The sequence below is a fragment of the Ruegeria arenilitoris genome (genome assembly GCF_013035425.1).
GTDB classification, from domain to species: Bacteria; Pseudomonadota; Alphaproteobacteria; order Rhodobacterales; family Rhodobacteraceae; genus Ruegeria; species Ruegeria arenilitoris_A.
Genome location: NZ_WQHX01000001.1, coordinates 17273 through 31582, shown reverse-complemented (window position 1 = coordinate 31582; position 14310 = coordinate 17273). Strand labels below are relative to the sequence as shown.

General features: G+C 52.9%; 11 protein-coding genes. 6 read left to right on the top strand and 5 right to left on the bottom strand.

The window, feature by feature from the left end; genetic code table 11:
* The first annotated feature begins 62 nt into the window (after window positions 1-62).
* Entirely contained in the window at window positions 63-1283 is a 1221-nt protein-coding gene (locus GOV45_RS00140; RefSeq protein ID WP_170472638.1) for an N-acetylmuramoyl-L-alanine amidase, read from the top strand.
* Between the two features lie 95 nt (window positions 1284-1378).
* A complete protein-coding gene (locus tag GOV45_RS00135; protein ID WP_170472635.1) occupies window positions 1379-3868 on the top strand; it encodes a penicillin-binding protein 1A in 2490 nt (829 codons plus the stop codon).
* On the opposite strand, the gene GOV45_RS00130 is transcribed toward GOV45_RS00135, so the two are convergent.
* Entirely contained in the window at window positions 3862-4695 is an 834-nt protein-coding gene (locus GOV45_RS00130) for an aminoglycoside phosphotransferase family protein (protein WP_170472632.1), read from the bottom strand. The two genes, GOV45_RS00135 and GOV45_RS00130, sit on opposite strands and share 7 nt — an antisense overlap.
* Before the next feature lie 77 nt (window positions 4696-4772).
* Here GOV45_RS00130 and prfB point away from each other — a divergent pair, with 77 nt between their 5' ends.
* The 3 genes from prfB (at window position 4773) to GOV45_RS00115 (ending at window position 8300) form a co-directional block, all read left to right on the top strand.
* A complete protein-coding gene (prfB, locus tag GOV45_RS00125; protein ID WP_170472629.1) occupies window positions 4773-5897 on the top strand; it encodes a peptide chain release factor 2 in 1125 nt (374 codons plus the stop codon).
* A 179-nt stretch (window positions 5898-6076) separates the two neighbouring features.
* The gene (locus GOV45_RS00120) at window positions 6077-7474 is read left to right on the top strand and encodes an amidase (protein ID WP_170472626.1); all 1398 of its coding nucleotides are present in this window, start codon (window positions 6077-6079) and stop codon (window positions 7472-7474) included.
* Between the two features lie 28 nt (window positions 7475-7502).
* A complete protein-coding gene (locus tag GOV45_RS00115) occupies window positions 7503-8300 on the top strand; it encodes a DUF2189 domain-containing protein (RefSeq protein ID WP_170472621.1) in 798 nt (265 codons plus the stop codon).
* Window positions 8301-8323: 23 nt separating this feature from the next.
* On the opposite strand, the gene GOV45_RS23190 is transcribed toward GOV45_RS00115, so the two are convergent.
* From GOV45_RS23190 to GOV45_RS00095, 4 genes are all read right to left on the bottom strand, one after another.
* Window positions 8324-9088 carry a helix-turn-helix domain-containing protein gene (locus GOV45_RS23190; protein WP_254447865.1) on the bottom strand — a complete coding sequence of 255 codons (765 nt, stop codon included), beginning with the start codon at window positions 9086-9088 and terminating at the stop codon, window positions 8324-8326.
* A gap of 310 nt (window positions 9089-9398) precedes the next feature.
* Window positions 9399-9959: an acetolactate synthase small subunit gene (gene ilvN, locus GOV45_RS00105; protein ID WP_170472618.1), complete on the bottom strand. Its 561-nt coding sequence runs from the start codon at window positions 9957-9959 to the stop codon at window positions 9399-9401.
* Window positions 9956-11218 carry a glycosyltransferase family 87 protein gene (locus GOV45_RS00100; RefSeq protein WP_170472603.1) on the bottom strand — a complete coding sequence of 421 codons (1263 nt, stop codon included), beginning with the start codon at window positions 11216-11218 and terminating at the stop codon, window positions 9956-9958. Before GOV45_RS00100 ends, ilvN begins: the two co-directional genes overlap by 4 nt.
* A 61-nt stretch (window positions 11219-11279) precedes the next feature.
* Complete coding sequence (locus GOV45_RS00095) at window positions 11280-13031, bottom strand: acetolactate synthase 3 large subunit (RefSeq protein WP_170472600.1); 1752 nt, start codon at window positions 13029-13031, stop codon at window positions 11280-11282.
* A gap of 426 nt (window positions 13032-13457) precedes the next feature.
* Here GOV45_RS00095 and GOV45_RS00090 point away from each other — a divergent pair, with 426 nt between their 5' ends.
* A complete protein-coding gene (locus GOV45_RS00090) occupies window positions 13458-14303 on the top strand; it encodes a HalD/BesD family halogenase (protein ID WP_170475289.1) in 846 nt (281 codons plus the stop codon).
* Window positions 14304-14310 lie beyond the last annotated feature (7 nt).

The window sequence follows — 14310 nt, the reverse complement described above, 5'->3', positions numbered from 1 at the left end:
GTTCACAAACGCCCTTCCGTGCTGTAAGGTGGGGCAAAAGAATCTCAAAAAAACTTGAGGCCATGAGCAGGATAATTTTCGCCATCGCGCTTATCTGGTCGTTTAGCGGCGCTGCGTTTGCGCAGAGCTTTAACGCGCTAGCACGCATATTACCGGAACAATCCCGAATAACCGATCAGGGCAGGGCGGGAGTCCGTGTTGAATTGGCGCTCAGCCAAGGTGTGCCTTACCGGATATTCACTTTGCGCGATCCCTACAGGATGGTTTTGGACTTTCAAGAGGTGGACTGGACAGGGTTGGATCGCGACGTGTTTTTACAGACTGGTCGCGTCAGCGATGTTCAGTTTGGGGCTTATGTTCCCGGTTGGTCGCGGTTGGTTTTGGAACTGGGCGCACCACTAGCAGTCGAGACTTCCGATTTGCGGGTCGATTCTGCGACAGGCGGCGCAGTGCTGACGCTAAACCTCATGGGAACGGACTTCGAAACTTTTGCTGCCGGCGCTGGCGCGCCGCGTCAACCGGGATGGGATCTACCGGAACCTTCAGTTTCTTCAGTTGCGCCAGGACTAGATGCCAAAGGTCCGGTGCGCGTGATGCTCGACCCAGGTCATGGTGGTATTGATCCCGGTGCAGAAGTGGGTGGTGTCGACGAGAAAACCTTGATGCTGACATTCGCGCGCGAGCTGCGTGAAGTACTCCTGCGGTCTGGTAGCTACGAAGTCGTTTTGACCAGAGTGGACGATCACTTTGTTTCTCTGGAGCGCCGCATTGCGCTTGCCCATCGGGCCGGCGCAGACATTTTTATCTCGTTACATGCAGATTCACTTTCGGAAGGCCGCGCTCACGGAGCAGCCGTTTATACTTTGTCGGCAGAAGCTTCAGATGTTGCCAGCCTGAAACTCGCTGAACGACATGATCGCGGTGACCTTATTTCGGGTGTCGATTTGAGCGGATCGGATGATCAAGTGGCTGACATACTTTTGGACATGGCTCGCCGCGAAACCCAACCACGTACACAAGCTTTGGCGAGAGCCATAGCAGACGGAATGGCCCAGCAAGGCGGGCCTATGAACAGCAAACCAATCCGCACAGCATCTTTTTCTGTACTCAAAGCGGCGGATATCCCCTCTGTTCTGGTTGAACTGGGGTTTTTGTCCAGCCCCCGTGACCTTGAAAATATCCGAAATCCGGAATGGCGCGCCGGGATGGCGCAGGGAATTTTTAATGGACTGGAAAGGTGGCGTAAGGAAGATCTGGTAAAACGATCCCTGATCGGTCAGTGACCTGACGGCGCAAAACGGCTAATGTAGCCTTTCGTGTTTTGACCCGCGGGCAGGGCGGCACTATATAGGCGGCACCGCGAGAAAAAGGCAGTAACGTGATCCGGTTTATTCTTTCTTTTTTCGGGGCAATCTTCAGCCTCGTGACTTTGGGAATCTTTATGACCGCGCTGGTGATTGGCGCGATCTTCTGGATGTATGGGCGCGATCTGCCCAGCCACGAGTCGCTGGCTCAATACAAACCGCCGACCATAAGCCGAATTTATTCCGGCGAAGGTCAGTTGATAGACGAGTTTGCCCAAGAACGCCGCTTGTTCACGCCGTCCGAAGAAATTCCGGACCTCGTGAAACAAGCCTTCATCTCTGCGGAAGATAAGAATTTCTACACCCATCAGGGCTACGATCCACGCGGTATCGTGGCCGCCGGCGTCGAGGCCGTACGTACCAAAGGTGAAACCGTCCGCGGGGCGTCGACAATCACGCAGCAGGTGATGAAGAACTTTTTGCTGTCGGGTGACAGACGGGCAGAACGCAAGATCAAGGAAATAATCCTTGCCACCAGGCTTGAGGATACGTTGGACAAGGAACAGATTCTCGAACTTTATATGAACGAGATTTTTCTGGGCCAGAATTCGTATGGCGTTACGGCTGCTGCGCAGACTTATTTCAACAAGACGCTACAAGAACTGGCTCCGCATGAGGCTGCAATGTTGGCCGCGATGCCCAAGGCGCCGTCAGATTACCATCCTGTCAGACAGAAAGAACGCCTGCTGGCGCGACGTAACTATGTCCTGCGGGAGATGCAGCAAAACGGATACATCGATCAGGCGACCTATGAGGCAGAGGTCGATATGCCGCTTCGCTCGGTCCAAAATGGCGACTTTGAAAGCTTCCGCACCGCGCTTCCACCTCGTGATTACTTTACCGACGAAATCCGCCGCCAACTCAGCGAGGATTTTGGCGAGGGCGAATTTTTTACAGGTGGCTTTACAGTCCGTGCCTCAGTTGACGAGGAAATGCAGGTCGAAGCAGCCCGAGCCTTACGAGAAGCCTTGCAGAAATATGACCGATCACGCGGAAGATGGCGCGGAACAGGTGAAGTCATACCGGAAGACAAACTCGGAGATGAAGCTCAATGGCGCGAGGCGTTATCCGTCATAGAAATTCCCCGCGACGTTCTATTGCCGACGCTGTGGTATCCAGCCGTTGTACTGAATGTGGCCGAGCAATCGTTGACCGTAGGAATCGAAAATGGTCCGGCGGATGGAGTTATCCCGCGATCTGATATCCAGTGGATCCAGGGTGATTTTGCGGCCAATTTCAAACGGGGTGACGTCGTCCTTGTTGTAGCTGGCGAAGAAGGACAGTGGTCCGCCCGTCAGGTGCCCGAAGTACAGGGCGCCTTTGTCGCGATGGATGTAAACTCGGGCCGTGTTCTTGCGATGCAAGGCGGGTTTTCCTACCAAGACACTGTTTTCAATCGCGCTACCCAAGCACAACGCCAGCCTGGGTCCAGTTTTAAACCTTTTGTCTACGCCGCCGCCTTGGATAGTGGATACAGCCCTGCAACAATCGTTGTGGATGCTCCAATTGAGGTCAACACGCCTCAGGGTCTTTGGAGGCCCAAGAATTCGTCCAACAAGTTCTATGGACCTACGCCGCTTCGGACTGGAATTGAACAATCGCGGAACCTGATGACCATCCGTTTGGCTCAGGAAGTAACCATGCCTGTGGTCGCGGGATATGCAGAACGCTTTGGCGTATATGACCGCATGGGCGCGTTCCTTGCCAACTCTTTGGGGTCTGAAGAGACAACTCTATATAAAATGGTCGCAGCATACGCGATGTTTGCCAATGGCGGCGAACGCGTCGACCCCACCTTGGTCGACCGGATTCAAGACCGTTTTGGCAAAACGATATACCGGCACGACGATCGCCAATGTCTTGATTGCAACTCAAGTTGGCTGGAACCGAATGAGACTCCGCAGATCGTAACCGATCGCGAACAGGTTATGGATGCAATAACCGCCTATCAACTTACGTCCATGATGAAAGGTGTGGTTGATCGCGGCACTGCGGCGCGTCACGTCAATCTGCCTGTGCCGACGGCTGGCAAAACCGGTACTACCAACGACTCTAAGGACGCTTGGTTTATCGGATTCACCTCGAACATCGTGGCCGGTTGTTACATTGGATATGATCGCCCACGCGCAATGGGGCGTGGGGCATATGGTGGCACAATGTGCGGCCCTGTTTTCCAAAGCTTTATGGAAAAGGCTGTTGAAAAATATGGAGGCGGTCCCTTCGACGTTCCCCCCGGTGGTCACTTCATTAAAATCGATCGCTTTAGCGGTGCGCGCCTGCCGGATGACGCCGCGGGTGAATACGTAGTTGCCGAATACTTCCGCGATGGCGTTGATGGTTTTATTGACCGCGTCTTCGACGGTGGCTTTGCCATGGGGTCTGATCTGCCCTTGTTTGAAGAAGCTCAGGGATCGGCTCGCCAAGTCACGACTTCAACTGGCGAGAGCATTATCGTCGGTCCCAATGCCAGTCAGGGTGAGCTACAGGGCGGTGGGCTTTATTGATCTACGATCTCAAGCAGCAGATGCAGTAAGTCGGCCTCGTTGTCGTGCTTGATCTGTCCGTCGGAACGCCAGAGTATCGACAGTGCGCATTTTGCAGCGGCCCATTGCGCCAGTCGCTCAGAGCTTACGTTCATCGCACTGGAATAGAGTGTAAGGCAACGCTCGATCTGACTTCGTTGTCGCACCAGTTCGACCATGCCTTTCGGATGGCGCAGGGCATTCGCGAGTTCAAACGCGGGATCACCCAGATACCCTTTGGCGTCGAATACCCGTGGGCCATCATCTGTTAGAATGACATTGTCAGGATGCAGGTCTCCGTGCAGCGCGGTCGCAATCGGTTGGCTGGTCAGCAGGGTTCGCGCCAGATGCATTGCTCGAACCATATCCCTCCGAAAGTCGCTTGGGCAATTAAGTGAGAATTGGCAAGAGAATATGGGGTCAAAAACCTCATGCAGAGGTTTCAATTCAGCGTCCTTAACGACCGGCGCATGATGGAGGCGACCGGCGATTTTGGCCAGCACGGCGAGTGCAGCATCAGGCCTGCCGGCCCGCGCCAGATCACCAAGAGATGGCCCATCCAACCAATCCATAAGTACTGCAGATTTTTCATCTTGGACAATTCGAACCGCACCGCGACTTTGCCATAACCGTAATAAGCTGGACCCGTGCGCCTCGTTGCCGCGATCCGAACGACGATACAGTTTTAGCGCGGCAAAGCGACCGTCAGCTTGTACAACCCTCCATACCTGCGCCTGATCGGTTTCAGCGACCAGAACTGGAAAGGTCAGTTGCCATTTGGCAAGAAACTCGTCTCTTGGATCAGTCATAACATTCCGGCTCGTCTTGTGGTGGCCCAAAGCTCTTGCTATCACGCAGGCCTGATTGAGCAAGTTGGGACCTGACCATGCGCGCCGAAACCCAGAATGTAGTGACGGAAATCGAAAAGTCGCTGGAGCTTTTGGCGCAGCGTATGGACTATGAGACGGCGCCCCACCGATTGGAGGAGTTCAACGCTCGCGTCGAGGATCCAAACCTTTGGGACAACCCTGAAAGCGCCCAAAAACTGATGCGCGAACGTCAGTTATTGGTGGACGCCATCGAAATTTACGATTCGATCAAAACTGATCTCAACGACAACGTCGAACTGATTGAACTGGGTGAGTTGGAGGAAGACGAGGAGGTTGTTACCGACGCCGAAGAGGCACTGACCAAACTGAAGGCGAAGGCTGCGAAAAAAGAGCTGGAGGCACTTCTGGATGGTGAGGCGGACGGCAATGACACGTTCCTCGAAATCAACTCGGGTGCAGGGGGTACGGAAAGCTGTGATTGGGCTTCAATGCTGGCGAGGATGTATGTTCGTTGGGCGGAGAAAAAGGGTTACACAGTCGAGCTCCAATCCGAAACGGCTGGCGAGGAAGCGGGAATTAAGTCCGCAGCCTACAAAATTTCCGGGCACAATGCCTATGGCTGGCTAAAGTCCGAAAGCGGAGTACATCGGCTGGTTCGTATCTCGCCGTTCGACTCGGCTGCAAAACGGCACACGTCTTTCAGTTCGGTTTGGGTATACCCTGTGGTCGACGACAATATAGAGATCGATGTAAACCCCGCGGATATCCGTATCGATACGTACCGATCATCTGGTGCAGGTGGGCAGCATGTTAACACGACCGACTCGGCGGTGCGGATCACACACATTCCAACTGGGATTGTTGTGACGAGTTCAGAAAAGTCTCAGCATCAAAACAGGGACATCGCGATGAAAGCCCTGAAATCGCGCTTGTACCAGCAGGAACTTGACCGTCGCAACGCAGAAATCAATGCAGCTCACGAAGCCAAAGGGGACGCAGGTTGGGGCAATCAGATCAGATCCTACGTTTTGCAGCCCTATCAAATGGTCAAGGATCTGCGGACGAATTTTGAAACCTCGGACACCAAGGGAGTTTTGGATGGCGATCTCGATGGTTTCATGGCCGCGACGCTGGCACTAAATGTTGCGGGCAAAAGCAGGTCCGAAGCGCAGGGCGACTAAACAGCCTGCAGAATATTCAATCATATCTCCATGCCGAAATCACTCGGGGGTAATTCGGGCCAGACAAAAATGCGTGTAGGGCAAAACAGGAAAAGATGTATTCAAACTGCGTGTTTAAATGATGATGCGCCCCGGATAGGCTGAGTCAGGATACCCACAACAAGAGCCTTTTCTGCCTTATGGATTTAGCCCAAACATCGGCCACTTCATTGCAGCGCGAACTGTCATCGGGGCGCCTCAGCGCACTTGAATTGATGCGCGCAACGTTGGAACGGATCGGGGAAGTGAACGGGCGCGTGAACGCCATCGTCGCCCTTCGGGAACCTGAGGTTTTGCTGGCAGAAGCGCGGTCGATGGACGAAGGCGCCAACAGGGGGCCACTTCACGGAATACCGATCGCGGTCAAGGATCTGGTCAATGTAGCCGGAGTTGTTTCGACTCAGGGATCACCTATCTTTCGAGATCATGTTCCCAAAGCAGATGACCTGCTTGCGTCTCGCTTACGTAAGGCAGGTGCAATTTTGATTGGAAAAACGAATACTCCGGAATTCGGACTTGGGTCGCATACCTTCAACCCTGTATATGGGGCGACAAGAAACCCTTACAACCCGTCGCGATCCTGCGGGGGATCGTCAGGCGGCGCGGCAGTAGCACTAGCAACAGGCATGGTGTCACTTGCGGATGGTTCTGACATGATGGGCAGCCTACGCAACCCAGCGGCATGGAACAACGTCTATGGATTTCGACCCAGTTGGGGTCGGGTTCCTTCCGAACCCGTTGGCGACAGTTTTCTTCATCAGTTGTCTACGGCTGGTCCAATGGCGCGTTGTCCCGAGGATTTGGGGCTATTGTTGGATGTTCTGTCAGGGCCTGAACCAAGGCAGCCGCTCAGCCGTGCGAGCCTTCCAGTGAGCCCATTGGCTGACACCGATTTGTCCGAGCTGCGGATCGGATGGCTTGGCGACTGGGGAGGGGCCTTTCCATGCGAAGAAGGGGTGCTTGATATTTGCAAAGATGCATTGCGAGCGTTTTCCGATTTGGGTGCGGTGGTCGAGGACTTGGCGCCGCCTTTCGCTGCAGACCGGATTTGGGACAGCTGGATCACTTTACGATCCTGGAGCGTTGCAGCAGGATTGATGCCGTTGGCCAATCGCCGGGAGTTGCTGAAAGACAGCGCACAGTGGGAACTTTCGCGAGGAATGAACTTCAGCGCAATGGATGTACACAATGCCAGTGTCGTCCGGTCCGAGTGGTTTCGGCAGGCTGTGGAACTGTTTGCGGAATTTGATGCGCTTGTCCTGCCAGCTGCACAGGTATGGCCTTTCGATGTCGATATTCCGTATCCAACAGAAATCGCCAGCAAGCCTATGGACACTTATCATCGCTGGATGCAGGTCGTGACACCTGTCAGCTTAATAGGGCTGCCGTGTTTATCTATGCCTGCTGGTTTTGGGGCGCAGGGTTTGCCGATGGGAATTCAGTTGCTTGGCCCGCGGGAATCCGATGCGAAATTGCTGTCAATTGGAGCGGCCTATCACGAAGCGACGAAGTGGCCGCAAACCAGACCTGCTGCGTGACAACAACTTTCGGGAGGAGAACCGAAGAATGGAAAAACCCTTCGGCGTGCCGACAATGAAATCAGCGGATCCGGCGATGCTACGGAAGGCCCTGGGCATGGCTTGGCAGGACTATCGCCAAGCGCCCGTTTTTGGACTTTTGTTCGCGGGTTTCTATGTAATCGCTGGCTGGATTATGGCCTGGATTACGGTGAAGACGGGAACTTCATTTTGGCTGGTTCTGGCAGCGATTGGATTTCCTTTGTTGGGGCCATTTGCCGCTGTCGGGCTTTATGAGGTGTCACGCCGATTGGAACAGGGCGAACCGCTGAGTTTCAATGCGATCTTCGGCGTGGTGCTTCAGCAAACCAGTCGGCAATTACCCTCGATCTGCGCTATCATAGTTGTCATGTTTTTGTTTTGGTTTTTCCTGGGGCACATGATCTTTGCATTGTTCTTGGGCCTTTCAACAATGACAAATATCTCGTCTTCGCCCGAAGTTCTTTTGACCCTAAACGGATTGACCATGTTGGCATTCGGCACGGCGGTGGGTGCGGTATTCGCGTTAATTTTATTTATGGTATCGGTGTTGTCGATACCGATGCTGTTGGATCGAGAGCTGGACTTCGTGACTGCAATGATCGCCAGCTACTCTTACGTCAGGACGAATTTTTGGGTTATGCTAATGTGGGGTGCCTTTATCTCGACAGTCACATTTTTATCGATGATACCTTGGTTCTTAGGTCTATTGGTGGCCCTGCCAATATTAGGGCATGCCAGTTGGCACCTTTATCGCTTGATAACAGAGGGCGACATTTCGAATTCACCGAGTTCGGCTGGTGACTGATAATACATGTCGCAGCAGACAGGCTAACCATCGGTAACTGAATCCAATTTCGGGTGGCCACGTTCTGCATGCCCTGAAACTTTTGACGAAGCCCGAGACAGTTTAATCGCCATTGAGAGGTTATCCCCCAAAAACAACAGCTTGGTTGGGCGAACGACCGAAGGGCGATCATCAGTTCCGGACAAATACGACGTATAGCCGAACCATATAGAGGTGCTTTCACCTAGCTGTTCCGAGACAACCATGACGCGGCTGTCTTGTCCTCCGCGTCGAGACATCAAAACACAAACCTGTGCGTTTGCATGACAAACAATGCCCTGAAGTTCACGCAAATATGTCGGTGTGCCCGGCATTATCTGCCTTGATTCATAACCTCTTAACACGGTCGTCTGGCCGACCCTGCGTATGAATAAAAGCCGACTACACTCTTCTTGTTTGGCGCTTGAATGGGTCTCTGTCATCCAAAAAAAACCCGGCGGTAAAGAAGGTTGAGCCTTTGATGTCAGGAAGTTCTCAAACACTTCTGCGGACGGACAACTCAGTTGAGGATCTATGTCGTCCAAGGGCTTCAGCAGAATTCGGGCATCTACTTCGAAAAATCGGCATATTCGGTCAAGCACATCTGGTCGGGGAAAGCTTTCCCCTGAAAGGTACCGGTTAAACTGGGTACGATTTATGCCAAGTTGTCGGCACAAAGCGGCGACAGAAGGATAAACCTGCGCTAGGCGCCGTAAGTTAGCCCCAAACATATTGCGCAATTCTTTAGGGCTGCGAATGGTATCGGCCATGTCCGTCCAAAATTTTCTAACACTGCAGGAAAACACGACCGCTCGGACAAAATGACCGAATAACAGTCATAATCATAAAAAAGACTACATAGGACGTCAGATTCGCCACTTTGCGGTACATAAGCTAACGACCAAAATGGCAAACGCAATAGGCTTTATGGTGTTTTGCATAAACAATTTCATGCATTTGTTAGGCTAGAGTCATTAGGCCCCCAGCAAGACTACTGGGTGAAGATCAAAACGAACATATTGCAACTACAACTCGGCCCGCCGGATATATTCCGAACGGGACAAGGTGCGTCGAGAATGATCAATCGCCGCGAAGAAGGGCTGCGACACCAGTTCTGGCGACCTCGACTAAACCGAGTGGGCGCATGAGGTCCGCAAATGCATCGATCTTGTCCGGCGCACCGGTAATCTCGAAAATAAACGAGTTCAGCGTGCTATCTACAACATTAGCGCGAAAAATATCCGCCAGGCGCAGGGCCTCGACCCGTTTGTCGCCTTCGCCAACAACTTTGACGATGGCTAGCTCGCGCTCGACCGACGGCCCTTCGACGGTCAGATCGTGTACGTCATGCACAGGCACAATTCGACCGAGTTGCGCTTTGATCTGCTCGATAACTTGCGGTGTACCGGTGGTAACGATTGTGATCCGGCTCAGGTGGCCAGTATGATCGACCTCGGCTACCGTAAGGCTTTCGATATTGTACCCCCTACCGGAAAACAATCCGATCACACGGGCCAATACACCAGGTTCGTTTTCGACCAGCAAAGCAATTGTGTGTCGTTCTTGTTCATCCGAAAAGGTCGGTCGCAGGTTGTAGGCCGAATGGCGGTTGGAACCTTTGACGATGTTGAGCGGGGTCATGGGTGTTCCTCCAGATTATCAGGCGTAGAACCAGCCGCGCCCAAGCGGTGGATTACGGCCCAGAAACAGGTTGCAAAAGCCAAAAGCACAATAGGTGCAAAAGAATAGCGAAAAGACGGTTCGAAACCGAACACGACCAGCAGCAAAGCAGGGGAAAGCCCAAGCCACATTGCAGCGCTTAGCAACAATCCCAGCAGGTTGGGTTTCAGAACACCTGCTCGAAGTAAGAAAAGAGCGGCAGGGGCCAAAAGCGCGGACTCATAGTACCAGAGATAAGGTGTAGACAATAATATCGCTATGATGAGGACAGCAGCGCGCAAGTCGAACCCAACCGCAGGGCTACGCCACGCTATGGCGACTGTTGCTGCGGCTACGGCGGTGAAACACCACTGAATCGTTAGTGCAGTTGAAACCTGCATCCCCAATCCGGCGAGTATGCCAAATGGGCTGACCATAAGATCATTCACTGCACTTGTGCTTTTAATGACGCTGAAATGAATCTCCATCATTTCGCGTAGCTCGGACCAATACTCTACACCAACAATTAGCGTCGCGCCGACGGACAGCATTATGGTGGTCACAGAAGCTGAAACAAATGTACGCCATGCGCCGCTGGCGATCAGTGCGATAGGGATAAGGATACCTAACTGAGGCTTTAGGGTAAGCAAGCCGATAAGGACGCCTGCGATAACCGGCCTATTGTCTTTTATTGCAGCCAAGGCAGCCAAAAGGCCCGCCGCCCAAATCAAACTGTTCTGCCCCATAAACAGGGGCGGCAAATAGGCTGGGGCGAAAGCAAAGGCCAACCAAACCTGGGGATGACCTTTGGTGAATGGGCGCGTGGCGGCAGCAATAGCCAGCATCGACAAAACGCTGAAAACGCCCCAAGCCAAAGGAAAGGACATCATCCCCAAGGGCATCAGCGCGACCAGATAGGATGGCGGATACGACCACGGCATCCATCGTCCATCGCTGACGCCGTGCATTTCTGCGAGTTTGTCTATGTCAAAAGCCGCTAAAGGGGTGTCAACGATTGCCAGCCGTGCTGCACCCCAGAAAATGCGGAAATCATTGTTGAACGATGTTACATCAGCGTCGATGATGCTTGCTAACCCGCTGAAAATCCAGGTGACAAACATCGTCAATACAAACGCGGGCACTAAAATACCTAACTGCCATCCCCGACGCGTATCGAAGACTTGCAGTCGTAGCGAGGCCTCGTCCACCTCCTGTGCGTCTGCGATTCCCGTGTGGGCCATCACTTTTACCTTCTATTTGTGCACTTTGCAGGCCGCGTCACACTCACCTTCATTGGCCGGATCATACGAGAACAGCACCACCCGCCTGAATAACGCCTTGTGTCTCTGCCTCGCCCAAAAGCATCTCGTTATGTGCTTTGCCTGACGGTATCATTGGGAAACAATTTTCGTGTTTTTCAACAACGCAATCAAAGATGACCGGGCCATCGTAATTGATCATTTCCATGATCGCTTCGTCCAAGTCCGCGGGATCAGAACATAGAATACCCTTTGCTCCAAACGCCTCGGCGAGTTTTACAAAATCGGGCAGAGCCTCTGACCAGCTGTGCGAATACCGCTCGCCGTGCAACAACTCCTGCCACTGACGGACCATGCCAAGGCGCTCATTGTTGAGTATGAACTGCTTTACCGGCAGGCGATATTGCACAGCGGTGCCCATTTCCTGCATGTTCATCAGCCACGATGCTTCGCCCGCAACATTTATCACTAAGGCGTCCGGATGCGCCATTTGCACACCTATTGACGCAGGAAAGCCATAGCCCATGGTCCCGAGCCCGCCGGATGTCATCCAGCGGTTTGGATCTTCGAAACCCAGATACTGTGCCGCCCACATTTGGTGTTGCCCAACCTCAGTCGTGACATAACGGTCGTGTTTTTTGGTCAACTCCTCAAGGCGTTGCAGCGCATATTGTGGCTTGATCGACTTTTCACTGTTGGTAAATGCAAGGCAGTTGACCTTCCGCCATTCCGCTATCTGGTTCTGCCACTTTTTTACATTCGCTGAGTCTGTTTTGCGGCCTCGTGCTTTCCAGACTTTAAGAATGTCTTCCAGAACATGTGCAACGTCACCAACAATCGGAATGTCTACGCGGATCACTTTGTTGATCGAGGACGGATCGATATCGATATGTGCCTTCTTGGAGTTGGGTGAAAACGCATCGATGCGCCCGGTGATCCGGTCGTCGAAACGTGCGCCAATATTGATCATCAGATCGCAGTCATGCATCGCCAGATTGGCCTCATAAAGGCCATGCATCCCCAGCATCCCAAGCCAGTTTTCACCAGAGGCAGGGTAGGCACCCAACCCCATGAGTGTCGACGTGATCGGAAATCCCGTGCTGTCGACAAGTTCGCGCAAAAGCTGACTTGCGGCAGGGCCGGAATTGATAACGCCGCCGCCAGTATAGAATATTGGCTTCTTGGCAGTTTCTATTGCCGCAACAAGTTCGGTGATTTCTTCAAGATCGCCCTTCAGTACCGGCTGGTAGTGCGAGGTCGAAGGTTTTGGCGCAGCGTATTCGCCTGTGGCGAATTGAACGTCCTTGGGGATGTCGATCAAAACAGGACCCGGGCGACCAGACGTGGCAACGTGGAATGCCTCGTGCATGGTTCCTGAAAGAGAATCTGTGTCTTTTACCAGCCAATTATGTTTGGTGCACGGGCGGGTAATGCCGACCGTGTCAGCTTCTTGAAACGCGTCAGAGCCAATCATGAAGGTCGGAACCTGACCAGTCAGGACCACAATCGGGATCGAGTCCATCAACGCGTCAGTCAGGCCGGTAACGGCATTCGTAGCGCCCGGGCCTGATGTAACAAGGGCCACGCCCGGCTTGCCGGTCGATCTGGCATAACCTTCGGCTGCATGAACCGCGCCCTGTTCGTGCCGTACCAGAATGTGCCTAATGTCGTTTTGCAGAAATATCTCGTCATAGATCGGTAGGACGGCGCCACCGGGGTACCCGAATACCGTATCCACGCCCTGATCCTTGAGGGCCTGAACAACCATTTTTGCGCCGGTCATCTCACGTGTCATCTGCTTTGCTCCGTTCGCGACATGTGTCTTGCATTCAGCAAAAAAAAAGCCTCCGAGGTCTTCGGAGGCGCATGGGGTCGATTATGGTTTACCGTTACAGGCCCATGCGCTTGTTTCCTACGATTACGACTAGCGCTCTCATCGCCAGAGGCTCCTTCTTAGCTTGCAGGCGACATTATGTTCGGGGGCAGGGGCCGTCAACAGGCAATCGACCCAATTTCCTAACGGAAAAGATGATTTTTGCGACATTTTATTGCGTAAAGTGGCCTGTGTTGGGAATTTCCGCGAAATTTGAGCCTCTTTTGATTGCGACCCGTGGGATTTTTCAGGTCTGAAAACGTCAGGTCTATGTCCGAAACGGGCATGATCGACATGTCGTGTTCAGACAATCTGAACCTGACAGCGAAAAAAATGGAGGAGCGGATCATGCTGCAGGATCTGGTTGACCTCGGGCGATACCCAATCGATCGTCCGGATTCGTGGGGTTACACTCAGATGATCAATGATCTTCGCCGTGATCTAAACGAGGAAGGCTGCGCAGTCTTACCTGGTTTCGTGCATGAGAACGGCCTTAATCATATATTGAGCGAGGCAGACGGGGTCTCTGACAAGGCGCACCGTTCCTTTAATCGCACGAACGCTTACTTTACCAAAGACGATACGCGTTTCGGGGTCGGGCACCCAATACGCCGTTTTTATGAACGCTCCAACGCGTTTGTGCCTGCAGATAATTTTGCCAAATCTGGTCCGCTGCGCCGTATTTACGAGGATGCATCATTTTTACCTTTCATCCGGGCAACGCTAGACGAACCGAAAGAGCGTTTTTTTCGGTACGACGATCCGCTGGCTGACGTAATCATTAATGTCGTGGAAAAAGGGCAAGGATTCCCATGGCATTTCGATACGAATAATTACACTGTAACCTTGGCCATTCAGAATGGTGAAAAGGGTGGTGTGTTTCAATATGTGCCCAACCTCCGCACTTCCAAAGAGGAAAACTTTGACGCAGTAGCTTCTGTTTTAGACGGAAACATGAGCCAGGTCCGGCATCTGGATCTGCAGCCTGGCGATTTGCAGATATTCAAGGGCCGATATTCATTGCATCGTGTTGCGCCGGTCGAAGGCGAACGGAGACGCTACGTTGGTATTTTCTCATTTGTCGAGGCCGAGGGAATGTGCGGGGGTGTCGAGAGGACCCGACAACTATACGGTCGCGTTTTACCACAACATTATGAACGGGAAGGTATTCGGAAAGACCGACTTCTGGATTAGACGGTCG

Excerpts from the sequence above, each read along its gene's own strand:
- GOV45_RS00115 (WP_170472621.1), top strand. The coding sequence starts at position 7,503 with ATGGAAAAACCCTTCGGCGTGCCGACAATGAAATCAGCGGATCCGGCG.
- GOV45_RS00095 (WP_170472600.1), bottom strand. The coding sequence starts at position 13,031 with ATGACACGTGAGATGACCGGCGCAAAAATGGTTGTTCAGGCCCTCAAG.
- GOV45_RS00130 (WP_170472632.1), bottom strand. The coding sequence starts at position 4,695 with ATGACTGATCCAAGAGACGAGTTTCTTGCCAAATGGCAACTGACCTTT.
- GOV45_RS00120 (WP_170472626.1), top strand. The coding sequence starts at position 6,077 with ATGGATTTAGCCCAAACATCGGCCACTTCATTGCAGCGCGAACTGTCA.
- prfB (WP_170472629.1), top strand. The coding sequence starts at position 4,773 with ATGCGCGCCGAAACCCAGAATGTAGTGACGGAAATCGAAAAGTCGCTG.
- ilvN (WP_170472618.1), bottom strand. The coding sequence starts at position 9,959 with ATGACCCCGCTCAACATCGTCAAAGGTTCCAACCGCCATTCGGCCTAC.
- GOV45_RS00090 (WP_170475289.1), top strand. The coding sequence starts at position 13,458 with ATGCTGCAGGATCTGGTTGACCTCGGGCGATACCCAATCGATCGTCCG.
- GOV45_RS23190 (WP_254447865.1), bottom strand. The coding sequence starts at position 9,088 with ATGGCCGATACCATTCGCAGCCCTAAAGAATTGCGCAATATGTTTGGG.
- GOV45_RS00100 (WP_170472603.1), bottom strand. The coding sequence starts at position 11,218 with ATGGCCCACACGGGAATCGCAGACGCACAGGAGGTGGACGAGGCCTCG.
- GOV45_RS00140 (WP_170472638.1), top strand. The coding sequence starts at position 63 with ATGAGCAGGATAATTTTCGCCATCGCGCTTATCTGGTCGTTTAGCGGC.